Origin of the sequence: Rhizobium sp. NXC14 (genome assembly GCF_002117485.1) — a bacterium.
In the GTDB taxonomy this organism is placed as follows: domain Bacteria; phylum Pseudomonadota; class Alphaproteobacteria; order Rhizobiales; family Rhizobiaceae; genus Rhizobium.
The window spans coordinates 818,535-842,171 of the sequence record NZ_CP021030.1 but is presented as its reverse complement, the minus strand read 5'-3'; the positions used below and the strand labels follow the sequence as shown (position 1 = coordinate 842,171).

At 57.4% G+C, this 23,637-nt stretch carries 21 protein-coding genes, 1 tRNA gene and 2 pseudogenes; 10 read left to right on the top strand and 14 right to left on the bottom strand.

What is annotated here, in order from left to right; genetic code table 11:
- Window positions 1-179: 179 nt before the first annotated feature.
- Entirely contained in the window at window positions 180-1,604 is a 1,425-nt protein-coding gene (locus tag NXC14_RS04100; protein ID WP_085777070.1) for a DHA2 family efflux MFS transporter permease subunit, read from the top strand.
- Between the two features lie 5 nt (window positions 1,605-1,609).
- Here NXC14_RS04100 and NXC14_RS04095 read toward each other — a convergent pair whose 3' ends face one another.
- The 4 genes from NXC14_RS04095 to NXC14_RS04080 form a co-directional block, all read right to left on the bottom strand.
- Window positions 1,610-1,993, bottom strand: a complete 384-nt coding sequence (locus NXC14_RS04095) for a VOC family protein (protein WP_085777069.1) — start codon at window positions 1,991-1,993, stop codon at window positions 1,610-1,612.
- Window positions 1,994-2,116: 123 nt separating this feature from the next.
- Window positions 2,117-3,391 (bottom strand): O-antigen ligase family protein, encoded by a 1,275-nt coding sequence (locus NXC14_RS04090; RefSeq protein ID WP_085777068.1) that lies wholly within the window; start codon window positions 3,389-3,391, stop codon window positions 2,117-2,119.
- Window positions 3,392-3,688: 297 nt separating this feature from the next.
- Window positions 3,689-4,396, bottom strand: coding sequence for an RlmE family RNA methyltransferase (locus tag NXC14_RS04085; RefSeq protein WP_085777067.1), 708 nt, complete (start codon window positions 4,394-4,396; stop codon window positions 3,689-3,691).
- Between the two features lie 10 nt (window positions 4,397-4,406).
- Complete coding sequence (locus tag NXC14_RS04080; protein ID WP_085779970.1) at window positions 4,407-5,963, bottom strand: Ppx/GppA phosphatase family protein; 1,557 nt, start codon at window positions 5,961-5,963, stop codon at window positions 4,407-4,409.
- A 243-nt stretch (window positions 5,964-6,206) separates the two neighbouring features.
- Between NXC14_RS04080 and NXC14_RS04075 the strand changes: the two genes are divergently transcribed.
- Both NXC14_RS04075 and NXC14_RS04070 read left to right on the top strand, forming a co-directional pair.
- Window positions 6,207-6,280: transfer RNA gene (locus NXC14_RS04075), tRNA-Gln, on the top strand.
- A gap of 357 nt (window positions 6,281-6,637) precedes the next feature.
- A complete protein-coding gene (locus NXC14_RS04070) occupies window positions 6,638-6,910 on the top strand; it encodes a hypothetical protein (protein ID WP_085777066.1) in 273 nt (90 codons plus the stop codon).
- Between the two features lie 184 nt (window positions 6,911-7,094).
- On the opposite strand, the gene NXC14_RS04065 is transcribed toward NXC14_RS04070, so the two are convergent.
- From NXC14_RS04065 to NXC14_RS33270, 4 genes are all read right to left on the bottom strand, one after another.
- Complete coding sequence (locus NXC14_RS04065) at window positions 7,095-7,412, bottom strand: succinoglycan biosynthesis protein exoi (RefSeq protein WP_085777065.1); 318 nt, start codon at window positions 7,410-7,412, stop codon at window positions 7,095-7,097.
- 187 nt (window positions 7,413-7,599) lie between these two features.
- Complete coding sequence (locus NXC14_RS04060; RefSeq protein WP_085777064.1) at window positions 7,600-9,093, bottom strand: glycosyltransferase family 39 protein; 1,494 nt, start codon at window positions 9,091-9,093, stop codon at window positions 7,600-7,602.
- Window positions 9,094-9,289: 196 nt separating this feature from the next.
- Window positions 9,290-10,261 carry a 2OG-Fe(II) oxygenase gene (locus NXC14_RS04055; RefSeq protein WP_348630255.1) on the bottom strand — a complete coding sequence of 324 codons (972 nt, stop codon included), beginning with the start codon at window positions 10,259-10,261 and terminating at the stop codon, window positions 9,290-9,292.
- Complete coding sequence (locus NXC14_RS33270; protein WP_245362173.1) at window positions 10,254-10,574, bottom strand: hypothetical protein; 321 nt, start codon at window positions 10,572-10,574, stop codon at window positions 10,254-10,256. The genes NXC14_RS04055 and NXC14_RS33270 overlap by 8 nt, the downstream gene beginning before the upstream one ends.
- A 370-nt stretch (window positions 10,575-10,944) precedes the next feature.
- On the opposite strand from NXC14_RS33270, the gene NXC14_RS04050 reads away from it, so the two are divergent.
- Window positions 10,945-11,685: a membrane-anchored protein gene (locus tag NXC14_RS04050; protein ID WP_085777063.1), complete on the top strand. Its 741-nt coding sequence runs from the start codon at window positions 10,945-10,947 to the stop codon at window positions 11,683-11,685.
- A 90-nt stretch (window positions 11,686-11,775) separates the two neighbouring features.
- Here NXC14_RS04050 and NXC14_RS04045 read toward each other — a convergent pair whose 3' ends face one another.
- Both NXC14_RS04045 and NXC14_RS04040 read right to left on the bottom strand, forming a co-directional pair.
- A complete protein-coding gene (locus NXC14_RS04045) occupies window positions 11,776-12,465 on the bottom strand; it encodes a glycosyltransferase (protein WP_085777062.1) in 690 nt (229 codons plus the stop codon).
- 84 nt (window positions 12,466-12,549) lie between these two features.
- Entirely contained in the window at window positions 12,550-13,377 is an 828-nt protein-coding gene (locus NXC14_RS04040; protein ID WP_085777061.1) for a 3-deoxy-manno-octulosonate cytidylyltransferase, read from the bottom strand.
- A gap of 1,312 nt (window positions 13,378-14,689) precedes the next feature.
- On the opposite strand from NXC14_RS04040, the gene NXC14_RS32885 reads away from it, so the two are divergent.
- Window positions 14,690-15,031, top strand: a complete 342-nt coding sequence (locus tag NXC14_RS32885; protein ID WP_198175536.1) for a hypothetical protein — start codon at window positions 14,690-14,692, stop codon at window positions 15,029-15,031.
- On the opposite strand, the pseudogene NXC14_RS04030 reads toward NXC14_RS32885, so the two are convergent.
- Window positions 14,967-15,268 (bottom strand): annotated as a pseudogene (locus NXC14_RS04030) (ATP-dependent DNA ligase); the annotation flags it as partial. The gene NXC14_RS32885 and the pseudogene NXC14_RS04030 overlap by 65 nt on opposite strands.
- Window positions 15,269-15,784: 516 nt before the next feature.
- A complete protein-coding gene (locus NXC14_RS04020; protein WP_085777059.1) occupies window positions 15,785-16,723 on the bottom strand; it encodes a sialate O-acetylesterase in 939 nt (312 codons plus the stop codon).
- 268 nt (window positions 16,724-16,991) lie between these two features.
- On the opposite strand from NXC14_RS04020, the gene NXC14_RS32880 reads away from it, so the two are divergent.
- From NXC14_RS32880 to NXC14_RS03995, 4 genes and pseudogenes are all read left to right on the top strand, one after another.
- Window positions 16,992-17,934, top strand: a protein-coding gene (locus tag NXC14_RS32880) for an IS630 family transposase (protein ID WP_176536422.1) whose coding sequence is annotated in 2 segments (ribosomal slippage) — window positions 16,992-17,327 and window positions 17,329-17,934 — 942 coding nt in all. Because the reading frame shifts where the segments join, the coding sequence is not laid out codon by codon here.
- Between the two features lie 369 nt (window positions 17,935-18,303).
- Window positions 18,304-18,561, top strand: a complete 258-nt coding sequence (locus tag NXC14_RS04010; protein WP_245362127.1) for a hypothetical protein — start codon at window positions 18,304-18,306, stop codon at window positions 18,559-18,561.
- Between the two features lie 245 nt (window positions 18,562-18,806).
- Window positions 18,807-19,006 (top strand): annotated as a pseudogene (locus NXC14_RS33265) (hypothetical protein); the annotation flags it as partial.
- Window positions 19,007-19,291: 285 nt separating this feature from the next.
- Window positions 19,292-21,301 carry an acyltransferase family protein gene (locus NXC14_RS03995; RefSeq protein ID WP_085777057.1) on the top strand — a complete coding sequence of 670 codons (2,010 nt, stop codon included), beginning with the start codon at window positions 19,292-19,294 and terminating at the stop codon, window positions 21,299-21,301.
- Window positions 21,302-21,370: 69 nt separating this feature from the next.
- Here the strand turns inward: NXC14_RS03995 and NXC14_RS03990 are convergent, their stop codons facing one another.
- Window positions 21,371-21,667 carry a hypothetical protein gene (locus tag NXC14_RS03990; protein ID WP_157131372.1) on the bottom strand — a complete coding sequence of 99 codons (297 nt, stop codon included), beginning with the start codon at window positions 21,665-21,667 and terminating at the stop codon, window positions 21,371-21,373.
- 878 nt (window positions 21,668-22,545) lie between these two features.
- Here NXC14_RS03990 and NXC14_RS32875 point away from each other — a divergent pair.
- Complete coding sequence (locus NXC14_RS32875; RefSeq protein WP_198175498.1) at window positions 22,546-22,710, top strand: hypothetical protein; 165 nt, start codon at window positions 22,546-22,548, stop codon at window positions 22,708-22,710.
- A 46-nt stretch (window positions 22,711-22,756) separates the two neighbouring features.
- Here the strand turns inward: NXC14_RS32875 and NXC14_RS03975 are convergent, their stop codons facing one another.
- Entirely contained in the window at window positions 22,757-23,566 is an 810-nt protein-coding gene (locus NXC14_RS03975) for a membrane-anchored protein (RefSeq protein WP_085777055.1), read from the bottom strand.
- Window positions 23,567-23,637: the final 71 nt, after the last annotated feature.

Below are 23,637 nucleotides of genomic sequence, written 5' to 3'. Positions count from 1 at the left end.
ATTTTCTGTCCGGAACATCTGCCAATCTTGATAGGGAAGGTTTTCGTGCAAGCCATCTCACGCAGACGTGAACCAAACGTACGATCGAAGCGGATTGAAGGATTGGCAGGCCCTGGAACTCAGTCTACACAGCAAGTGCCTTTCCTGCTCCGATCCGCAGCCTATCAAGGCTCCCGCCTATGAACCGCATCGTCCCGCTGATCCTTGCCGTCGCTCTCTTCATGGAGCAGATGGACTCCACCGTGATTTCGACGGCGCTCCCGGCAATCGCCAAGGATCTCAATGTCGGGCCGATCACGCTGAAGCTGGCGCTGACCTCCTACATGGTGGCGCTGGCGGTGTTCATCCCGGTCAGCGGCTGGATGGCCGACAGGTTCGGCGCCAAGAAGATCTTCCGCCTTGCCATCTCGGTCTTCGTCATTGGCTCGATCTTCTGCGCCGTCTCCTCCAATCTCGTCGAATTCGTTTTCGCCCGGTTCCTGCAGGGCATGGGCGGCGCGATGATGACGCCGGTCGGCCGTCTCGTCCTGGTGCGCACCACGCAGCGCAGCGACCTTGTCTCCGCCATGGCGCTGCTCACCATTCCCGCCCTTGTCGGCCCGCTCACCGGCCCGCCGCTCGGCGGCTTCATCACCACCTATTTCAGCTGGCACTGGATCTTCCTGATCAACGTGCCGGTGGGCATCATCGGCATCTGGCTTGCAACGATCTTCCTGCCGGAGGTGGAAGCAATGGCGCCGCCGAAGCTCGATTTCACGGGCTTCGTGCTGACCTCGCTTTCAGCCGCCGGCGTCGTCTTCGGCCTGTCGGTGGTCAGCCTGCCGGCCCTGCCGCCGATCATCGGCATCACCGCGACCTTAGTCGGCCTTGGCTGCGGCGTCCTCTACATCAGCCATGCGAAGCGCCACCCGGCGCCGATCCTCAACCTCAATCTGTTCAAAAATCCGACGTTCCGGGCTTCGACCATGGGCGGCAATCTCTTTCGAATCTGCGTCGGCGCCATGCCGTTCCTGACACCGCTGATGCTGCAGCTCGGCTTCGGGCTGACGCCGTTCCAATCCGGTCTCATCACCTTTGCCGGAGCGATCGGTGCGATCACCACAAAGTTCATGGCCAAGCGCGTTTTCGCCGCCACCGGCTTTCGCACGACGCTGATCGGCGCCGCCATGGTGACGACGCTCGTGACCATCGTCACCGGCCTCTTCACGCCGGCAACGCCGCATCTCGTCATTATCGGCGTGCTGCTTCTCGGCGGCTTCTCCCGCTCCTTCATGTTCACCGGCGTCAATGCGCTTGCCTTCGCCGATATCAACGATGCCGAAGCCAGCCAGGCGACATCGATGAGCTCCGTCATGCAGCAGGTCAGCTTGGCGCTTGGCGTCGCGGTGGCGGCCGCAATATTGGAGACCTCGATCTATATCAGGGGCGAGGCGCTTGATGTGGCCGATTTCCACCTGGCTTTCTATATCATTGCCGGACTGACGGTGATTGCGACCATTCCCTTCATCCGCATGGATCGCAACGCTGGCGCGCTCGTTTCCGGCCATCGCTCGAGACGCGTGGCGGCATCTGCGATCGAGGCCGAGCAGCAAGCAGTGAAATGAGCTTCCTATTCAGGGCTCTCGCAGACGGCAGAGAGTTTGTTGCCGTCGAGATCGCGGACATAGGCGGCATAGAAATGGGCATGGTAGGAGCGCAGACCCGGCCCGCCTTCATTGGCGGCGCCTGCCGCAATAGCCGCCGCATGGAATGCATCGACGGCTGCCCGCGTCTCGGCTGCGAATGCGACCATGGCGCCATTGCCTGATGTCGCCCGGCGGCGATTGAAGGGCGTCACCACCCAGAAGCGGCAGCGCGTATCGCCTGGCGCGGAATAGCCGATCTCCTCCTGCGAAAAATGCTGGCGACGATAGCCGAGCACCGGCAGAACGGCATCGTAAAAATGCCCTGCGCGGTCGAGGTCGTTGGTTCCGAGGGTGACGTAAAGAAGCATGGGATCATCATCGGCCGGGATCGCCCCGAGATCAAGCTTGCTCTGCGTCAGCTTCCGCCTTGCGGCCTTGCGGCCTTGCGGCCTTTGAAGGCCTTGGCCAGCCGCCTTCCAATATGCAAGACGTCAGCTCGAAACAACGGGCGCAAAGCGTATGCTGCCTCGATCCGTGCAGATAAGTGCGACCATATAGGCGAAGATAGGGTCCAGAGCCTTCTGGTTGAACATGATGCCAAAGCTGCCGGTTATGACGTAGCTGCTGAAGAGCAGAAGAGCGAGCGCAATCGCCAGATCGCGGCCCGGCCCGGCTTCTTTTCTCCACGCGCCGATCACCGGTGTGAGCAGCATCAGCGAAAGCGCCGCGATGCCGAAAACGCCGGCGTCGATTCCCGCGGTCAGAAAACCGTTGTGGACATGTGTGAAAGACAGTTGTGGCCTTATGTTGTCAGGCAACTCCGCCAGAACCGAAGCCATGCGGTTTTGCGGGCCGTAACCAGTCAACGGGTCCTTGCTGATTGCCGATAGTGCACCTTTGTACAAAGCGAACCGCGCACTGAGCGAGGTGATCTCACCGTTGGTGCGTTCCAGCGATGGCAGATCCCCTCGCAGCGCTTCGATGCGATGAAAGACCGGGCCGCTGCCTAAGGCAATAAGGCCCACCAATAGTAGGGAGCCTATGATGCCGAGGCTGCGCAGGCTCAGATGGAAGCTATGTTTGCGAAAATACCAGACAAAGATGATGAGATGGACGGGAATGACCAGCCAGGCCGAGCGCGTTCCCGACAGCAGAACGCAGCCGAGACCCGCGGCATATCCCAAAATCGCAATCCTTTGCTCCATGCTTTTGGGTGATTGAAGGTTGAGGAGCGCAATGCCGCCGAAGAGAATGCCTATGATCCCGAGCAGTGCAGCGTTCGTAGTCCCGCCCTCCGCCCGGTCCATAAGAAACGCGATCTGCAGGAGACTGAGCAGAAAAGTAACGATCATGCCGATCCCAGCGCCGAGGATGAAGAGCGGCACGAGACGGCCATCGGGAGATTGGCGCATCCGCGGCAATACCAGCCAGATCGAAAAGAAGGGCAGCAGCCGGAGTATCCAGTGCAATTCTTCGGAGTAAGGCGGATTGATGAATATGCTCGCGATCATCACCAACGGGTATATCGACATCCCAACGGCAACCAGCCAGTCGGATCTCGACAGGTTCAAGGCAAGGCGGCCTGTCGCCAGCGAGTAGGCGCCCCACAGCATCGACGCGAGGAGGATGAAGGAGTTAAAGTTCGGCGAAAGTCCTGGAACGATTGCAAAGAGAAAAACCGCAATGCCGTTGTTTCGGTCGTGTGCACTTGCAGCTCCATTTTCGGGATAAAGCAGTTCTATCATGAGTTGCTTGAAATATTTCATTTTACCGGCCTGATCGTATCGGTGCTGCCTCGCTACGGATCGTGATGCCGGCTGTCAAGCCGGGGCGCAATCCATAACCTTATTCAATGCGGTATTCAGACAACAGAATTCCGAATCGCCTTAACCCAATTTCCACAATGATCAACGATGCGACGCACGGATCAAGTTGATCGGCAGAAAGACACGGCTGAGGTGCTGCTAGGGCAGTCCTGTGTCCCACAAGACTTGGCCGGCTGAGACCATCCGGATCCAATTGGGACCGCCATCATCTGATAAGAGTGGCCCGAATCAAGCTTGCTATTCAGCTTCCGCCTTGCGGCCTTTGAAGCCCTTGGCCAGCAGGAACATCTCGACCGATTCGGCGCGTGACGAGTTCGGCTTGACATGGACGACCTGGCGGAAGTTCTGCTTCAGCATGGCAAGCAGGTCACGCTCGGTACCGCCCTGGAAGGTCTTGGTGAGGAAATGCCCGCCCTCCCCCAGCACCTCGATGGCGAAATGGGCCGCGACTTCGCACAAATGCATGGTGCGCAGGTGATCGGTGCGATGGTGGCCCGTGGTCGGCGCGGCCATATCGGAAATGACGAGATCGGGCGTGCCGCCGACAGCCTCCATCAGCTTTTCCGGCGCACTGGGATCGAGGAAATCGAGCTGCAGGATCTTGACGCCGGGAAGCTGGGCCATTTCGAGGAAATCGATCGCGGCCACACGCACGTCCTCATCCGTCGAACCGGTGACCTTGGCGGCGATCTGCGACCAGCTGCCGGGAGCCGCCCCCAGGTCGATGATGCGCCTGGCGCCGCGCAGGATGTGGTATTTCTCGTCGATCTCGAGGAGCTTGAAGGCGGCGCGGGCGCGATAGCCTTCGAGCTGGGCGCGCTGCACATAGGGATCGTTGATGTGGCGCTGCAGCCATTGGCGGGAGGATGCCTTCATCTTCTTGTTCTTGACGCGCTGACCGAGCTTGCGGCCGGTGCGGTTTCCCGCGATCGGTGCCTTTGTCATGCCCTTCCCCTTATTTCGCCCGCTGGCCGCGGCGGTTGCGGTTTCGCCGCCACACGCCGTCGTCGGCCATCATGTCGGTGAGCAGGCCTTCCCTCAAGCCGCGATCGGCAACGCGCATGCGCGGGCTCGGCCAGCGGCGGCGGATCGCCTCGAGGATGGCGCAGCCAGCCAGCACCAGATCGGCCCGGTCCGGCCCGATGCAGGGATTGGCGGCGCGGCTTTCGAAATCCCAGGAGAGGAGCTTTGCCTGCATGGCGGAAACCTCGTCATCCGAGAGCCAGATGCCATCGACCTTGCGCCGGTCATAACGCGGCAGGTCGAGATGGACGCCGGCAAGCGTCGTCACCGTGCCCGACGTGCCGATGAGGTGAAAATCGCCGGTCTCAGCGATCTCGATCTCCGGGCAATCGAAGCATCCGAGCATGGCTTCGACCTCGCGCACCATGCCTTCGAATAGTTCCGGCGTGACGTCGCGCCCGCCGTGACGTTCCGACAGCGTCACAACGCCGACCGGCAGCGAGGTCCAGTGGGTGATGTGATTGGCGAGCCGGCTGAAGCGACTATCGCCGATACGGATGACGGCGATCTCCGATGAGCCGCCGCCAATATCGAAGAGGACGACGGAACGGGTCTCGCGGCCGACAAGCGAGGAGCAGCCGGAGACCGCAAGCCGCGCCTCGGTTTCCCGGTCGATGATCTCAAGCTGGAGGCCGGTTTCGGCAACGACGCGTCCGAGGAATTCCGCACCATTGACCGCCTGACGGCAGGCTTCGGTGGCGATCAACCGCATGCGGCGGATCTCCCGGTTCCTGAGCTTGCCGGCGCAGATCCTCAGCGCCTCGATCGCCCTTTCCATCGCCTCGTCAGAGAGACGGCCGCTGGCGGCAAGACCCTCGCCGAGGCGTACGATGCGGGAAAAGGCATCGACGACGCGGAACTGGCCCGGCCGTGTCGGCTGGGCAATGAGCAGGCGGCAATTATTGGTGCCGAGATCGAGCGCGGCATAGAGTTCTTCCGGCCATGCGTGCTCGCCAGCCTGGCGATCCCCATGGTGACCGTTGCTCTCCTGGCGACCTTTGCGGCCGGCGGCCGCGCCGTTCTGCATCTCGCGCATGACGGCACTGCGCGCCGTCTCTTCGACCCGGATTTCCTGCAGCGGGACATGGGAAGGCTTTGCCGACGACAGCGGCCGGCCCTGCAGCCCGCGCTTGCCGCGATGCTTGCGGCGGTTGCGCCGGCCCGATGCCTGTTCGCCATCGGACCGGGCGGCACTGGCTGCCGCGCCTGTCTGTTCGATCGCCTGGGCTTGAAGCGAACCGTCCTGCGAAACACCTTGACCGCCGCGACGGCGGCGCTTTCGCTTGCGAGCCGGATGTCCAGCCGCATCGTCCATGGGGCGCGCCGGCTGCCCGGCACTGCCGGAGAGCTCATGCGGAGCGGCTTGAGCTGCGCTGCGGGTTTGCCCGCCGCGCTTGCCCTTGCGACGCCTGGACTTCTTGCCGTCCCTGCGCCCTGCCGCCATCGCCCCGTCAAATTGCGGCTTCGCGCCGCCTTCGGGGTCTTCCACGTTGTTTTCCACCGCGCCGCGCAAGTCCCTGGGATATGCAGCAGGCGCTCATTCGATTTTGCGTTGCCGCAAGAATATCAGCGCCCGCCAAAATCACCAAATTCTTTTTTGACAGAGGGCTTTGCGGAAGAGTTTCGCCCCTGGCCTGAGAAGGCCGATTTTTTTCAAAACAGGTATTTGCAATCGCCGGGCTTTTGTTTATAAGCGCCGCACACCAGCCGAACCGCCCGCCGGTTCGCTTGCTGGGGAATAGTTCAATGGTAGAACAGCGGACTCTGACTCCGTCGATCTTGGTTCGAATCCAGGTTCCCCAGCCAAATTTTTCCCAGCAGAACAAAGACTTACGGCTTTCCCCTCTGCTTCTTGCTGCCGTTTTCATGATGCATCGGCTGCGACAGATTTCTCAATGTTTACAACGGTTGTCATTTGCTGACGGTAGCTCCATGCGACATGCCGGCTTGCCCCAACCCCCGCCGTACGTCCCTTTTTAACCTTCGGAGTTGTGCGATCCTTCCCCCATGCCCGTGTCATCGAAATGAACTCCGTCCTCCGATCCGCATCGATCCTTGCGGCTTCAGCTTGCTTATCCATTCGCAAATTGAGTCTGTTCTATAGGGAGCTGACCTGCTATCTGTCTGCTAGCTTTCAAGGAAGTTTTAGGTGAAATAATTTCAATGAAGATCCCCGAAAAACAGCTGACGATATACCGGGCGATCTTGGTCGCATTTATCGCTGTAGGCTCTTGTATCTCAGGGAGTGTGCTGATTTTGTTTATCGGCTGGGGCATCCTTTGCGTCCTCGGCTTGTCCGTCAGGTACGGCTTATTTCGCAGCAAAGAGACTGAGAGCGAGAAGTATGCGTTCTACAGGTTTTTATTTTTTCTGCTGATGGCAGAATATACATGGAACGGATTTAGGTGGGATCCGGCCAGTGAAAGCCGCCCGTGATCTCCGCGAATGCCTCGATCTGCTCTGTGAATATTGGAACCTGTCCACCGGGCGCTGATGCTCCGCCTTGCCTCCCACGGGGCCGCCAGCGCGCTTCATAGCTATCGGCCGGCGGGACATGCTACACACCAATGATCGCGCGCGTGGAGCCTTCTCTTTGCTGCCGTCGCCCTAAGCCGAAACATCACGATTTCGATTTCCGCCAGCCGGCCGCCCAAGCTTGGAATTCTGAGCAGAACCACCGTTCGCCATACTGGGGGCTGATCTTCGTCTGTGCGTAGTATTTCTGCCCCGGCACGTGGAAGATGCGCTCGCCCGTCTCGATGGAGACGTTGCCCTTGATCCTGCACGATAGACCGGAGCCGCCAGAAGCGTTCCATGAGGCCAGCATGTCGCTAGCGGTCCAGCCTCCGGCCGCACCAAACGCAACCGCGCCGATGACCAAACCCGGCGCCGTGAGCAGCACCGATTTCTTCTGCGAAACGCGATAACCCTGACGCAATGCCCCATCTCCGCCATGCGCGAAGATCGTACTCGCGTTGGCGCCGGCGGAACATCTCTACAAAAGGGGTATCAAGGACCGCAGGATCGCGGCTCCAAAAGTTAAAGACACTAGATATTCTTACGCGGGATGAATGCAGACGTTGTCTCCGTAGGCTTTCCCCTCAATCGGCTGACCTGCCGTAACGCTATTTCGCGCCGCCTTCGACCCAGGAGTAACCAATGGAGAAGCTGCGTTTGCCGCCACTAAAGAGATAGGGCAAGGTCAGCGTGTTCAACTCCTGCAGGTGAATGCCCGATCTCACGAGACCGTTCGCGAAATTCGGGGAAATTGTTGGGTCATCGGCGGTCTCGCCGCGCCAGATTACGAGCACCGGCCCCTTGGCAGTCACATATTCGGGAACCCCGGAACCTGGAAAGAAGGGGATCACGACGGGAACGTCAGGGAATTCCAGCTTCATGTTGCCGGCCACGAACTTGGTTTCCGCTACGATGAGAACCGGCTTGCGGGTCGCGGTCAGCTCGTCAACGAAATTCGCGAAGGGCACGTTCGTTCTCGTGTAAACGCCGGTATATTGCATGCCGACGATCCTGAGCAGAAGGATCGCCAGGATGACGGTCATGAAGACCGGTATCACGGGCCGGAAGCGCGCAAGGCCGGCGGAAAGATCGACGCCGGCGGTTTCGAGCTTCAGGAACAGATAGATCAGCATGACGAGCAGGCACGGGTCGAGCCAGCGCTCGTGGATATCACTCGCGCCGGCGACGATGACGACACCGACGAAGGCGAGCAGGCTCACGATCATCATTCGCTCGATGACCCGTATCATCGGACTGGACGCGGAAAGCGCACGGAAGAAATCCCGTCGGAAGGCTGCTGCGAAGAGAACGATGGGCAGTGCGACGAAGCCGAGGACGGCGATGACGAGGGACAACAGCCCCTGTCCGATGCGGGGGAAGCCGGCGGCTGCCTCATGCTCGGCGGTCATCCGCTTCAGGGTCGGCAGCGAAGCGCGGGCGAAGTTATCGGGCAGCCAGAGCGCGTGCGGCAGAATGATCAGGATGGCGATTGCGATCGCCGGCAGCAGACGCCAGTCCAACAGACGGCTGCGCCACTTCCTGTCCGGCAACACGGCGATGAAGGCGGCAAACGGCAGGATCGCGAAGTTATATTTGGAAATAAGGCCGATGCCGGTGGCGATGCCGATGACGAGATAGCTTGCGATCGTCGGCTGGCGCAGCGTGCGGAAAAAACCGAAGAGAAAGAGCGAGGTCGCAAACAGCAGCGCGACAGTATGGGTCAGTTCGCGCTGCGCCATCAGGCCGACCTGTGGCAGGGTAATCAGGCTCAGCATAGCGACGGGTGCGAGCAGACGGTTCTTCAGCACCTCGCGGGCAGCCAGTCCATAGAAAAGATAGCAGCCGAAGAGAATGATGTTCTTGGGTACCGAAAGCGCCCACATCGATATGCCGGTCACCGAAACGATGGCATATTGCAGCCAGTTGTAGAAGGGCGGCTGCGGGCCGTAGCCGGCAAGCAGATATTGTGAATAGAAGGATTGCTCCGCCTCGTCGAGATCGAGCGTATGGGGCAGGGCGATGCGAAGCACGATATTCAGCAGGAAATATCCCGCCAGAAAAATGCTTGCGCTCGTAAGACTTTTGGTAATCCGCTCCAACATCGATCTCCAAGTCAGGTCAGCAAGGTGCCGTCATCTACCGGTCGCCGCCCGGGTGCCGGGGTGGAAGAGTTCGCTGCCATCGCCATCAACTAAGAATTTTCGCACCGGTGCTTCGCCGTTCAGCTGCCCCGACGCTGCCCGCTTGAACTGCGCCGCGTCGATCGCTACGACACCGACGCGAAGTCTCGGGCGAGCATCACTTCGATCTGGGAAGCGCAGGTGTCTGATTATCCGCCGTATAGCTACCAACGCCTTCAGCAAGGAAGGCGTTGTTGGCCTCACGTATCTTTGCGGCCGCATCATCGTACAGAAACGGTAGGAACGCATAGCGGCGTCCTAGCGTGACCATTGAAACGGCATGAAGCAAAGAGCACGAGAAGATCACTGCCCCTCCGGCCGGGGCCTTGAAGCTCCTACTGCCGTACTCGGGAAAACTTACTTCTCCGCCATCGAAATCATCGTTCAGGTTCACTGAGACGGCAAACCGGCGGTGTGCAGTCCCTTTAGTCGTGTTATCCCGATGGGGGCGGAAATGCGCTTTGTCCTCGGCCGCATAGCAGGCGACAATATATCGCTCCATCCGGGTGACCGTGAACTGATGGACCTTCTGGATTTCCGGCACGATTCTACGGATGAACCTGCCCTGCGTTTCGGCGATGATGTCCCTTTCCTGGATGTCGTAGTCCTTACGGCGTTTGTAGCCGTGATCTTTGACCTCGACGGTTTTGCCGTCCACCTCGCGCATAAAACCTGATTCCTCTCCGCCGTTCCGCTCGTAGAGACCTATCAGTCTCGTGCAAAGTTCGGGTTCAAATACGTTTGGAAGCATGATGATGGGGGCGTGGAGTTCGATACCGGAAATCCGGTTGATCGGAGGCAAAGCAGACACAAGGGACAATACTGCCTCGATATCGCTTCCGTCCTCCGCAAACGGAAGCACCTTCAGGACACGCATGGACGGATCGATCACTATCCAGATCTGGCGTACCGGCACCCCGCGGTCTCCGGGCTTGGCGTCGATCGGAATCGCGCCATAGAGGCGGCTGATTGTGCCGTCGAAGTCCAGGAAGAATCGGTAGCCCGGATACCGGTCGCCAACGCGTTGCTCAGTTTCATCGGTCGAATCGATCGTGACACCGAAAAACGATGCCTTTACATCATCAAACACGTCCGATCTTCGAAATGCTGCCGCTATTGCGGCTTTGCTCCCTGCATGCGAGGCCGATCCGAAGAGGCAAAGGACGAGGTATCGTCCCCGCAGCGGTGTCGAACGCATAACGGGGCGTGGCCATTGATCGCTGGTGAAACCAGGGGGCCGGATCGCCAGGCAGGATGTTCGCGTAAGCGTCCATGAACTCATCACCCTCCATGAATATTCTGACGGCAACGCCAATGACAGCAAATCCCGTTTTGATAATGTTGCCCGCGGATAGGCCAATTTTGCGAGCTAAACAAGATTTCGCGGGAAGCGATGCCAACATTCCGACCGACCTGCAATTAGGACGCCACAGCAGCGCGGACGTGGATTACCCTGTCGTGCTCTTCGCCCCGACCTTGGGCGTGAACCATTGAATAACCACTCCTTCCGCCGTGGAAAGCAGGCCGTGACCACGGCGGACGGGGGCGTGTCTACGCCTTCCACGCCGCCGCATGGATGCCGGAAGCCGAGCGCTTTGAAAGACTCTGGGCAGCGCACCTTGCAGAGCGTTGCCTGTAATATGCGCCTTTCGCCTGTAAGGGCCGGTCACGGACGGCCCCCCTTCTGTGTCCGATCTTGTGCGCAGGCGATCGCCTTGCGTCCCTACATGGCGTTATGTTACATCGCCCTGATCTCTAAAGTGGTATTGCCCGATGTTGATGACATTTGCGGCGGCGAAAAAATTCATCTCACGCCGGATCAAATATCTGTTGCGGAACCCCACGCCGCCGACCACCACAGCGCCTTTTGCTGGACCGGTCGTGGTTCTGGGGTCGGCGCCGACATCTCACAAACCGCTAGGTCTCGACTCAACTTATCGCATCATCTCGGTCAACGCCTCACAACTCGCGCTTCAATCCTGGGGCATCGATGCGCCGGACATTACGTTGATGGGGTATAACGAAATCGAAGGCACCAATAAAAGTGCCGTAGAAACAAGACGCGTTCTCGGCGGGAAGCGCACCGGCTCCCTTTATGTGCTGGCCTGGCGGCATGGCCGCGAGCGATTGCAAGCAGGTCTCGAAGAATTCGGCTACCGCTGCACAGAGGCCCACATCATCGATCGTTATCAGCGGATCGCTCTATTGCACCAGGTCAGCGGGCAACTAAATCTTGAGCTCGACGCCGATACCAAGTGTTCAAACGGCGTCATCGCAGTGCTTTTTGCGCTCTACAACGGCGCGGCGGCGGTGATACTTTCAGGGATAAATCCGAACTCCACCGGACATGTCTACAATAGCGCCAACCTAGAGCGTAAACATGTCCGAATGGACACCGAAATGTTGGCGAGGCTTGTCCGGCTCGGTTACCCCATCTACACCGCCGATCCTCACGTCGCCGAGAATGCCGGCTTGCCGCTCTGGCAGGGCAATCGCCCGGTAAAGCTTGGTTGATGCAGAGATTGTCCGACCGCCGCTAGCGATATTACCCGGAGAATTCTCTCCGGTTAGTATAACAGCGGTTTGGCGGCCTTTCAGGCGTCCCTACGAGCGCTGCTGTACAAATAGCATACGTTCCCGAGCGGCGAACCACTCTTCAGCGTAATCGTCGTTCTTGTATTCCTCGAAATACGGCCCGCCATCGGTAAAATGGACGTTCTTGGCATCTTCGCGGTAGTCGTATTCATTGACGAGGTAATTCCACGTCACCGGTAATTCGCCGATGAGGTCTTCATTCTCCAGCCATTTGAACTGATGCAGTTGCAGCCCGGTCGCGGTATTGACGTATTCCGGCGTCAGCGCGCGGCATTCGTCATTGTTGAAGAGGATGAGGCTCGACCAGTTCTTCTTTTCGTACTTGGTCTGCGTCTGGCCGAGGAACTTGGTGTCGATCTTCGGCCGGTAATCGTGTTTGACGCACATGACGGCGTAACGCTCGTCGCGCAATGCCCAAAGCTCAGCAATATCGGCACGCATCAGCATGTCGCAATCCATGAAGATGCTCCAGCCCTCATAACCACTGAGATATGGCGTCAGGAAACGCGAGAAGGAGAACTCCGTGGATTGCAGCGCGTTGCGCTGGCGGGTGAAAATCCTGCCAAGATTGGAGAGCGCAATGGGCGAGAACTCGACCGGGATCGACGACTTCTCGATGATGCTCTGCACGAGAACGTGGTAGGCGACCACTTCCTTGGGATCGAATCCCACAAATATTCGGACGTTCTGTTGTTTCATTTTCCACCTCGAGCATTGTAAACAGTGAATTGAACTTAGAAGCGGCTTTCTCGGCAGCCACTCCGTCAGCGAGGCTTGCGACAGTCATTCCTTCGACTTTTCGAGAAAGCGCTGCTTGCGGGTTTTCGGTTTGAACCGCCGAAAGAAATTATCGACGGCGCGGATGAATTTAGTGACGGACATCAGCCTGTCGATCTGGCTGTTCGTATTGTCGAGCCGCTCCGACAAGACTTCAGCCGCGGCCATCGCGATCTCGATCGGCGGCACCTCGGGAAACCGTTTGGCAAGCGCCGAATAGGGGCTGGCATCGACGCCGCCCATCATCGAGATCGAACCCATTCGCGCAAAGAGACGCAGGAAAATCTGCTCGAATGTCCAATCGTGAACGTCGAACACCTTCCACTTCTCGCTCCGCTTCGCCGAAAAGCCGGCAAGCAGGATCTTGCCCGGCAACTGCAGATCGGCGAGCCACAACGCTACCGCAAAGCCGCTCGTCGCGATCTTGCCGATCGGATAGAGATCGGCGAGCATTTGCGTCAGATCGAGGTGACGGGCCTTAGCGCCTTCGAAGTGGCTCTCCTCGCTGAAATTTTCCTCGACGGAGATCCGGATATTGACGACGCCGAGGAAATCGTCGCCGCCAAAGAAGCGCAAGACATCCGCAACCTCGCGCCGATGAACGATATTGGCACCCATCACGCCGCTGCGGGCCACCAACACCGAATGGCCGGAGAAGGGCTCGTCGAGCACCTTATAGACCTTGTTGAAGAAGACGTAGAGGGCCGTGTGCGGCAATTCGCTCCGCAGCCGCTGGAAATCGACAGCTTCGCTGTTTGCCACCAGCACAATATGGGAATAGCGCGACAGCAACGTCTTCCAGGCGTCCGGAGGCAAGACATTGAAAACCTTCATTCGCCTTCACCGCAGCTCTAGATACACTTTTCAAGTATGCGCTCTGCGCGATCGGCCGCTGCCCAACCCAGTATTCGCGAGGTCGTCCAACCTTCTTATTCGAAAGCGGGGAACCTGCCACTCACTTCGCACTTCGAACCTTGACGAGGACGTGGAAGGCAGTCAGCCGCCTGCATGTCCGCACGCAATCCACGTTGGCATTCGCCGTCATCGGAAATTCGCAAGTCAATGTTGAGCCGAGTTCGTTTGCGGCAATTTCCCAGAAGCAGCAAGCCCTGCGGCGGGACCAGAGGTTCGCGCATCGTATTAACATCAGAACAGAATATCACGGCCCTCTGCTTCAAAAACTTCCCCTGCGAATCAACACTATACTTCATCAACTTTCTAGTTGGTTTGAGAACGCGCTGCAATTGCAAATTACCAGGCAACTCAATCGCCCGCTCGGATGGACTGGCTGGGATGCGCTAGCCGCCGGTCTTATTATATTTGCGTAGGACGTAGTTAATAATCACTCTAGGAAAATTGCTTTTTTAAGGTGTTGCTGCTGAACTGCGGGCATGACAAAGCCGCCTCGCAAGCCATCGAAGCCGCTGCTCGGTGAAACCGAAACGCCAATCCGCAGAATGATCGTGCATGGCAGCGGATGGGTTAGCGGACCTAAGTCCAATTGTCGCCGGCAACCAGATGGCTACTTGATTAAGAATGACAAAAACGGAAATCCTCATCGTCGTTGCTTTGTTGCTTACCGTCTTTGCCGTATTCGCCTTTGGCGAAATCTCAGAAATACTCCTGTCCCCAAACGCGCTTGGTGCAACTCCTTTCCTGAGTTTTCGGCCGGCGCCTATTCCGGAACACAAGGAACCAACTTGACGCATCCCCCCCGTTGGCGCCCGAACCGGCTATGCCCGTCTATTAAAAGCTGGTGTAGCAGAGGGGACTTTCCCAGCATTTGATGAGACTCGGTTGGCGCGCCTAACTGAAATAGTTGGAAAGAAATATACGAAAGCGGGGATCTCGGTAACCGACGCGGGTGAGGACAAGCCTATCCCCGTGCTCGAGAATGGAGCTGTGAGATACTCAGGTTTTCACTAAGGGGCAGGCGAAATCGCTGCAGCTGAACTTCTGGCAGTGGATTATCCGAAATATGGGTTGGTTCTGATCGATGAAGTTGAAACCTCTTTGCATCCACGTGCGCAAAGGCGCCTTATGCGCGACTTGGCAGATAGCGCGAGAACGCGAGGTACAAATAATTCTTTCCACACATTCGCCTTACATTTTGGCAGAACTTCCGCCAGATGCCCGGATCTATCTCATGGACGGTATCGCAGGCACAACAGCCGTCACGGGGGGCAGTCCTGAGTTCGCTATGACTCGCATGGATGAAGAACAACATCCTGAGTGCGATGTTTATGTTGAGGATAACCGAGCGGCAACGATGGTAAGCGAAGTTTTGGCCAATGTGGACAGAAACATCCTTTCAAGATCCAAGATCATACCATTCGGCGCGGCTTCCGTGGGTAAAGCCCTTGGGCAAATGGCACATAACAAAAGATTTCCTCGACCTTCCTTAGTTTTTCTCGATAAGGCGTTGCCGCGGCGGCAATGGCAGGAAAACGGTCTGTCCAGTCATGGCCGCCGCTCGTCAGGATCCTGATTCCCTTCGGCTCGATGTGAACCGCCAGGCGGTACCCGTCCCATTTCACCTCGCCCACTGCCGCCCCTTCGGCGGCCGCGGCTTCAGTAGCGCAAGGCATGGATCGATGCGAGCCGGCATCGGGTCGAGGGTGAGTTGATGCTGCGCCGCGTCACGCTTCTTACGAGGCCGGCTGCGGATCGGCGCTTCGGGTTCACCGAGCAGCGGCTGGGAAGGCTTGTAAGGCGGCTTTGTCATGCCGTCAGTTCACCAACAAAAGCTTAAAAAGCAATTCACCCAGATTGATTATTGGACCATCTGGGGCGATGCTTCAGAACATGTCCACTCGATACCGACCCCTCTACAAATGGCGCGGAACGAAGATCGACGAGTCCGACCAGCCGACTGATCTCGACTGGCTGGGGCTATGATGGGGAGATAATCATCGGGAGGATTTGGTTTGAGAGCAGCGGCCCGAAGAGTGGCCAATGGCGATGGAGCGGCCATGGACCGCGGGTAAGGAGCCGTGTCCTTCCGCATCAAGGATTCGAAGCTGAACCGGGCGAGGCCATGCGAAAGGTCGAGGATTACTATCGCCGGCTGATGCGGCACAACGGAGGTCGAGGAAGCAAGGATGCTCGCTGAACTCATTGTCTGCGTCACGCTGACTGCTAGGGGAAGACGCTCCATTCGTCAGCGGCATCGATACGCCGGAGACCGGGAGTATGCCAAGTGCACCAAGTCATGACTCGCGGGTAATCCGAAATGCAAAGACTATCGCGAGCTTTCCAGGTGGCTCTCGCCACGCAGAAGGTTCAGCCAGGCCTGCGACACTTTCTCTCCGGCTGTGCCCCCGAAGTGGCAATCGTCGTAGCGGTCGTCTCCATCGAGTAACGCGTCAGAATTGACGCCCTCTCGGATACCGTGGCCACTTCTTGATAGAGCCAGTTGCGCCCGTACGATCGGATTGTCCGAAATGTGCTCCTTGAAGCCGCCGTTGCTCGGTTCCAGGCATTTCGATGCGATCGAAATGTAAACGGGTGCTTCGACGCCGTGCTGACGCAATGTGTCGACGATCGACATGAAATGTTTTTGATAGGCCTCCCCGGTGGTGCCGTGAACGAGGTCTGCCTCTCCTTGCACCCAGAGGACGCTCGTTATCCGATAACCGGAATCGTGAAGCTGTTTCATTGTATCGACCAGCACAGGATTGAGGTCACCGCCTGTCGCCCATCGTGCGACCTGAGATCCGGAATATGCGAGAGGCGCGAGGATGACGCTGTCGTTTTGCCCCGATGCGATCAATTTGTTGCCAAGAAGTGTCCAGTACTCTCCCCTGGTATCGGTCGATCCAAGAAGTGGCGATGCCGCGATGAAGCACCGTTTGTCAAAGGCGTTTACAACGCGCGCGCCATAATCCGACCGGTACCGTTGTCCGGCGTGGTTGGCCGCGTTGGATTGGCCAAGAATGAGCAAGACGGCGGTTCGATCGGTTTGGATCGGACAGGGCACGGCCGTTTTTGATTCGTCTGCAATTAGCCGTTGCTTGTCGTCGAAAGTATAATGGCTTGGAGCCGTCGCATTCTCTCCGGCTACCATTTTCTTCGCCGCGGAAAGTTGCGGCCAAGGAAAGATCTCATGTCTGGCGCTGGTGCCGCCGAGCACGTACATTGCAATTACAGCCACGCCGCTGACCATCAGCATCTTGTGCATAAACTTACCTTTTATTTGTCACATGCACGCCCCCAATCTTTCTAAAGCCCTGCCAAGATAATTGGCATGGTTCTAAATATTATCAATTTGCCTGTAATTACTAAGATCTGTTCGATAACGCACAATTTGCCAGCTAACCAGCGCGGATTATTAGCTAGCACCTACCCGACGATCGCATTAGAGCACGCTTCGATTTTTCAGAATCGCAGATTCGCAAATCAGCTGAAATATGATTCTCTGTCCTACCGGAAAAGGACGGCCGGCAAGGATGACGCACCCATATTCTGAGGATCTTCGCGAACGGGCGATGGCGCGCCTGAACACCGGAGAAACGATACGATCGATCGCAGCAGCACTTGCGATTGCTCCCTCCTGTGTTTCGAAGTGGAAGAAGCGCCTTGCGGAGACCGGCGCTCTGACGCCCGGCCGCGTCGGCGGTCGCAAGCAGCGGACTTTGTCCGGCGAACGGGCCGACTGGCTGCGCCAGCGCTGTCGATCCGGCCCGTTCACGACGCGAGGCCTTGTGGCGGAACTGGCCGAACGCGGTATCAAGACCGAGCGACGCGCCGTTTGGGTGTTCGTCCGGGCCGAGGGCCTGAGTTTCAAAAAAAACGGTTCTGCCGGCCGAGCAGACGCGGATGGATATCGCCAGGAAACGGTTGCGTTGGAAGACCCATCAACGGCGGATCGAAGCGCAGCGGCTGGTCTTTCTCGATGAGACCTGGATCAAGACCAACATGGCGCCCCTCAGGGGGTGGGCACCGCGTGGTCAACGCCTATGTGCCGCGGTTCCGCATGGGCACTGGAAAACCCTGACATTCATTGCCGCCTTGCGCTGCGACCGCATCGACGCCCCTTGGGTCATCGATGGGCCGATCAACGGCGAACTCTTTACCCTCTATATCCAGAGGATCCTCGTGCCCACGCTCGCCAAGGGCGACATCGTCATCCTCGACAATCTCGGCAGCCATAAGGGCCAAGCTGTCCGTCGTGCCATCCGGGCCGCAGGCGCGCACCTCTTCTTCCTGCCGCCTTACAGCCCGGACCTCAATCCCATCGAGCAAGTCTTTGCCAAGCTCAAGCACCTAATTAGGAGAGAACAGCCTCGCACAGTCGAAGCGACATGGCGCAAGGCTGGTGAAATGCTCGACTGCTTCTCGCCAGCAGAATGCGCAAACTACCTCACAAACTCAGGATATGCTTCCGTATGAAAGCAGCAGGCTCTAGGACGATAAGATTAACTCAGCGGATGGAGGGAAAGAGGCAATAATTAGGATCCCTGCAGGCTGGAACATCGAAAGCGTAATGAGCCGAGAAGGCCTTCATTTTGGAAATCACGCGTGGCTTTGTTCAGCCCGCACTTTGATACTTGAATTGCAGAGGCTCCAATAGCCGCCGCCCTTCTGGACCCACCTCAGATCGCCGGATCCTGCCGTTTATTCGTTGCGACGACCTCAAAAGCAATTGACCAAGATTGATTATTGACTCGTCGGCCGCCGAGAACATATTAGGAACATCGGCTCGGGCGGAGCATTCAACAACAATGCGGCAGAAAGGACCTCGAAAGGGGGTGATGACGCATGGCCGAAACAATCGGCGAGGCAATGGACGCAGGATGGGATGTCACCGCCAGATGCGCTTGGGGAATACGTGAGGGGCTGAAGGGCGTGCGCGAGTGCCTGTGGAAGCATAAGCTGGATCTCGTCACGCTGGTGGCGACGAGAGGCGCGATTTTCCGCTTGCTATGCTCTCGCAGCGGATGCGTTGCCCGATTTGTGGCTATCGCCTACCTGCCGAAGAGCACGCCGAGGGCACAAACCATGGCAAGGGGACCGTAAGATTTTTGGAGGTGCCGAATTGGGACCCGGGCTACGTCAACACGACACCGCAACACATTGCAATCATGGCCGAATGTACAGCATGCGGCGATAGGCGCGAATTCTCTATGGATCGGCTGCCGGCCAGCCTTCATCATGCGGAGATAAAGGAGGTCGAGAGACGCCTAAAATGCTCGGTGTGCGGCGTTAAGGTCGGAAAGCTGCGGTTCGGCAGCTTTGTGGCGGATTAGTAGGGAGGGGAAAATATGAGCATAGAATGGCATTCATCGGCACCTGGCGCTAATGTGATCATAGAGCATTATTGCGAAGACCCGGCTGCAAGGAGTGGGGAGGTTTCGGCAACAGCCCGCCTGCGGTCCCGACTCGATGGTGGTGCTGGGAGCACTTTCCCCATAAGACTTATGAACAGGACCAGGCGCTGAGACGGAAGCTCGAGGCCGCGAAACAGGAGCGCGGAATTGATCGCCGGACTTATCCCCTGCGCCTCGTGACCGCTGTCAACGGCGACGCTCATATGCCGAACGAAGGTAAGCGATCTGCGAGAAAGCTGCTCACGAAGGCTTCGCCGAGAATAGTTGCCCGGACTCTTGATTGATGTGCCTCAAAACCGAAGAATTTAAAAGTACGACCTGGTACCGCAATTATGTTATCCACGAGAGGTTGACAAGTCCTTTTCAACACGGTCAGAGAGCAGCCAATAGCAGATGCTGTGTCTCTCCAAGAGTATCGAATGAGCAAGGGTACCAGCCGGAAATATCGTCCGGAGATCGATGGCCTACGGGCAGTTGCTGTCTTGCCAGTAGTGTTTTTCCATGGAGGGATCGGTCCCTTTCACGGTGGCTTCGCAGGGGTCGACGTTTTCTTCGTTATCAGCGGGTACCTGATCACGTCGATAATTTATGCTGATCTCGTTCAAGGCACCTTTTCGTTCAAGAAGTTCTACGAGCGCAGGGCAAGACGGATCTTGCCGGCACTGTTCTTGATTATGGCAGCGAGCATTCCATTTGCTTGGCTTTTACTTCTCCCAATGGACATGAAGGGTTTTGCTGAAGGTCTGATCGGGGTATCACTTTTCGTATCCAATTTCGTTTTCTGGAAGCAAGCCGGCTATTTCAATGCCGCCGCCGCTCTAAAACCGTTGCTTCATACTTGGAGCTTGGCGGTTGAGGAGCAGTTCTACATCTTTTTCCCTCCACTTCTGATTCTGATTAGTCGCACCACCCGATCAATCGCTTTGGCGCTTGCGATGATAGCTATGATCAGCTTCGCTTCGGCAGAATTTATCTCCAGGTCCGACCCCACTTCCGCTTACTATTTCCTTCACACGCGAGCTTGGGAGCTGCTGATCGGCGCGATTGTAGCGATCAGGTCGAAGGACATCTCGAAAGTAACTGACAAACATCCCACGCTAGGGCAAATTATTGCCGGTGCGGGCCTGTTTGCGGTTATAGCATCGGTAGTTTTTCTGCGCGAAACAACGAGGTACCCTAGCGTTTATACGCTCTTTCCAACGGTTGGGGCAGCGATGGTATTGTCGGCAGGCACCGGCAGGACATTCGTCGGGAAATTACTGTCATTGCCGCCGTTCGTTGCCGTTGGTCTTCTCAGCTACAGCCTTTATCTTTGGCATCAACCGGTATTGGCCTTCGCCCGGCACTATATTGATAGATCTCTCGACCCCAGCACAGCGGTCGCCCTAATCGTCCTTTGCTTCGCCTTATCGGCATTAAGCTGGCGCTATGTGGAGCAACCGTTTAGAACCAGTCGAATATCGGTAAGGGCGGTTGCAGCCACAGGCGCGATAAGCACCTCAGCCTTGATCATGATTGGGTCTCTTGGGATTTTAAGCAACGGATTTTCTTCGCGTCTTCCGTCCGTCGTTGAGTGGGAGAGCTTAGGCCAGAAGGTCCAACAAACTGGGAATGTTTGTGCGCTGGCTCACTCCGACCGTACTGGCGTCTCCTATTGCTTCTTCGGCGATGTGGCTGCCAGGAGAACCGTTGCTCTCTATGGAGATTCGCATGCGCAAGCTATCTCCTTCTCCTTGGCGGAACGCTTCAAGAAAATGGGCCTGAAAGGGGTTTTGTTGAGAGCACCCGACTGTCAGCCCATACCTCAAATCTCGACTACAAAAAACGAAACCCAACTTTCGCAGTGCCTTTTGGCCTTTCAGCATTTGCTGGATTACGTCCGCGAAGATGTCGATGAAATAATTGTGGCGATCCGTTGGACGTTTCGTCTGTATCCGATCCCCGGCCAGATTGATCGGCTAACTTTTGTTAATGGCGAGGGCGGAGAGGAAATAGAAGACTATCGTGAAAACTATGCCGCTTTGAATGGATCTTTCTCCGTGGACGGACGATCAAAGATGCTCGCCATCGATGACCTAATTCAGAGCTTGGAGAAAACGGGAAAACTGGTTGTCGTAGTCTATCCGATACCGGAACTGGGGTGGAATATCGCGAAGGTCAATCTTCGGCATGGCCCAGGGCTTTCGGAATTGTCAACATCCGAAGCGCTCTATCTCGAGCGGAACAAGTTTGTTCTGGGCGTGCTGGATAACATCGCAGCATCCGAGACGCTTCGAAAAGTTAGACCTGCGGACGTGCTCTGCAGCAAGGGAGCCGACGGCAGATGTTTTGGTCAACGGGATGGCGTACCGCTTTACTACGACGACGACCACCTGTCCGCGCAGGGAGCAGACTTAGTAGCGGATGAAATCTTAAAGGCTCTGAACTAGCGAGCCGCGCACGAAAGGTTTTCGGTCCGACACATTCCAAACTCGTAAGCCCCTACTTGGCTCGACCATTCAGCTGATCTTGAGCCAATGCCGAAGCCACGCAATGGCACTGTCGCTCATATAGGCTACCGTTCCGCCAACGGTTAGGCCGGCAAATGCTATCAGCCCAGAGATGCCGTACGGCTGGGCCCGCAGTAGGAACTTGCGAAACCAGGAAGGCCGCTTTGGGATCGAGAAGCGGGTGAACTGGTATCCGCTACCGTTGACAGCACTGGTCTGCTGGCAGCCCGCTATCGCGCATGAAGCCTCGGCAGCATCCTTGCCGACGCGCAAGGCCGCGGCCTCGTGGTGCGCAATGCTGTCCATGAACTGTCGAAGGCGCGCTCAGGCATTAAGGCATCAGAGAAGCGCGCCAAGGCCAAACTCCGCATCGGCGTGGATATCCCGACCAATGAGGAGACGAGGAAAATCCTTGATTTGGCCACGGGAAGATACCGGCCGCTACTCATCACGGGGATTCGATCAAGCGCGTGGATTGAGATGGGAAGATGTCGACCTGAAGAAGGGGCAGCTTCACGTCCGGCAGCGCGCCGACCGATATGGCATAGTCGGGATGCCAAAGAGCGAGGCGGGCCAGCAAACGGTGCCCCTGCCCCCGATCGCGGTGAATACGCTAAAAGAATGGAGGCTGGCTTGCCCGGATAGCCAACTGGGCCTCGTTTTCCCAAACCAGGCGGGCAACATCGAGTTTCACAACAACATGCTTCAACCGCGGTCTCTGGGAAACCGAGAGCGCTGCGGGCCTCTCAACCATCACTGAAAAGAAGGACGAGAATGGCGACCCGATTGTAATGCCGAAGTATCCATGCCCTGCGCCACTGGTACGCGTCGTGGTGCATCAATCGTAAGGTGGATGGAGGCTTGGAGCTGACGCCAAAGGCGGTCCAAGAGCGCGTGGGCCACAGCTCAATTCACGTGACGTTCGACACCTACGAACACCTATTCCCAGCGGCTGATGACGCGGCCGAGATGGAAGCAGCAGAGAGGGCGCTTTTCGCAGTCAACGCGACATAGTCGCAACATGGAAGAAAATTGACACACAAAAACAATGGCGAGGAAAACACTCTGACTCCGTCGATCTTGGTTCGAATCCAGTTTCCCCAGCCAATTCTGCCTAAAATGCCGTGAATTGCTTGACTTTCCAGTCGTGCCGGATATCGTTTTTTGGCATTATCGGCGCCCTGATGACCAGAGACAGCGCTCTTTTCCTCCGTATCGAGGGCGACGCTGGGGCCGGCCTCCTGCTCTTCGCCATTGGTATCGGCCTCTGGACCTTCGGCCTATCCCGCGCCGGCGACGCCAAACTTATCATGCGGATCGGTCTTCCGGCCCCGACAAGCGCCAGCTAAAGATGTCTTGGCGTTGTGTTCTGTGGCAGCGTGAAGGTGAACCGGGTCATCTCGATTGACAAGCCGGGGTAGATCGATGTTGTGAATTGTCGGTTGCTTGTTGCGCCGCCTTGAACTTTGGTTCTTTGGCGCCCTGCCAGAGCGGCAGGCCGACTTCTTCCGAGACCTGCGGATCGGCTGTGTAGATGGGATAGCCTTGTCTGAGCAGCCGTATCAGGATGTCCCGGTCGAAACGGGTGTGTTTGCGGGTCAGGTTGGCGCTGTTGTATATGTGGCCGTTCGAATGAGGATTTATGCCAGTTATGATGACCGCGCTGGCGCCGTTGTATAATGCAAACAACACTGCGATCATTCCGTTCGAGCACTTGGTTTCAGCGTCGAGTTCAAGGTTCACCAGTCCGGTGGCTTTGTGCATCAACGCTATGCGCTGGTAACGGCCCACGAGATGGAGATCCCGGTAGCAATAGCTGAACGAGTTAAGATTATTTTTCACGCGCGCCTGGCGCTTCTGCCCCCGCCGCCAGGTGAGAACATAGAGAGCGCCGGTGCGGTGCCCGGCTAGGACGCGCCTTGTCTCCACGGCTGCCGGATTGCCGCCCTGGAGCTCGTTGAAGCCCATCAGGGTGATGTCAGGCTCATCGATGCCCCAGGCGTGGACGGCTATTTGCGAGGCGTTCACCGAAATAATGCGATATGTCTCATCAAAGCCGACGGGCTTGTGGGAAACGGGTGCCGATCCGACGACCACGACAGGACCGGCAAGTGGTACACTGGTTTTCGGAGGCTTTGGCCTAGTCACGGTATATCTGATACGGCGGTAAATGATTTTATGCATCTGCGAGAGAAAATTTGGCATTATCACTCCAGCTCATGCTTAGCCTGAAGATCTCAAAAGTAAGGGGAACCGGCCCAACAATCCAAGGAACC

Bases quoted from the DNA above. Each gene is read 5' to 3' on its own strand.
- NXC14_RS04100 (WP_085777070.1), top strand. From the start codon at position 180: ATGAACCGCATCGTCCCGCTGATCCTTGCCGTCGCTCTCTTCATGGAG.
- NXC14_RS04095 (WP_085777069.1), bottom strand. From the start codon at position 1,993: ATGCTTCTTTACGTCACCCTCGGAACCAACGACCTCGACCGCGCAGGG.
- NXC14_RS04090 (WP_085777068.1), bottom strand. From the start codon at position 3,391: ATGAAATATTTCAAGCAACTCATGATAGAACTGCTTTATCCCGAAAAT.
- NXC14_RS04085 (WP_085777067.1), bottom strand. From the start codon at position 4,396: ATGACAAAGGCACCGATCGCGGGAAACCGCACCGGCCGCAAGCTCGGT.
- NXC14_RS04070 (WP_085777066.1), top strand. From the start codon at position 6,638: ATGAAGATCCCCGAAAAACAGCTGACGATATACCGGGCGATCTTGGTC.
- NXC14_RS04060 (WP_085777064.1), bottom strand. From the start codon at position 9,093: ATGTTGGAGCGGATTACCAAAAGTCTTACGAGCGCAAGCATTTTTCTG.
- NXC14_RS33270 (WP_245362173.1), bottom strand. From the start codon at position 10,574: ATGTTGGCATCGCTTCCCGCGAAATCTTGTTTAGCTCGCAAAATTGGC.
- NXC14_RS04050 (WP_085777063.1), top strand. From the start codon at position 10,945: ATGTTGATGACATTTGCGGCGGCGAAAAAATTCATCTCACGCCGGATC.
- NXC14_RS04045 (WP_085777062.1), bottom strand. From the start codon at position 12,465: ATGAAACAACAGAACGTCCGAATATTTGTGGGATTCGATCCCAAGGAA.
- NXC14_RS04040 (WP_085777061.1), bottom strand. From the start codon at position 13,377: ATGAAGGTTTTCAATGTCTTGCCTCCGGACGCCTGGAAGACGTTGCTG.
- NXC14_RS32885 (WP_198175536.1), top strand. From the start codon at position 14,690: ATGGACGGTATCGCAGGCACAACAGCCGTCACGGGGGGCAGTCCTGAG.
- NXC14_RS04020 (WP_085777059.1), bottom strand. From the start codon at position 16,723: ATGCACAAGATGCTGATGGTCAGCGGCGTGGCTGTAATTGCAATGTAC.
- NXC14_RS04010 (WP_245362127.1), top strand. From the start codon at position 18,304: ATGGCCGAAACAATCGGCGAGGCAATGGACGCAGGATGGGATGTCACC.
- NXC14_RS03995 (WP_085777057.1), top strand. From the start codon at position 19,292: ATGAGCAAGGGTACCAGCCGGAAATATCGTCCGGAGATCGATGGCCTA.
- NXC14_RS03990 (WP_157131372.1), bottom strand. From the start codon at position 21,667: ATGGACAGCATTGCGCACCACGAGGCCGCGGCCTTGCGCGTCGGCAAG.
- NXC14_RS32875 (WP_198175498.1), top strand. From the start codon at position 22,546: ATGACCAGAGACAGCGCTCTTTTCCTCCGTATCGAGGGCGACGCTGGG.
- NXC14_RS03975 (WP_085777055.1), bottom strand. From the start codon at position 23,566: ATGCCAAATTTTCTCTCGCAGATGCATAAAATCATTTACCGCCGTATC.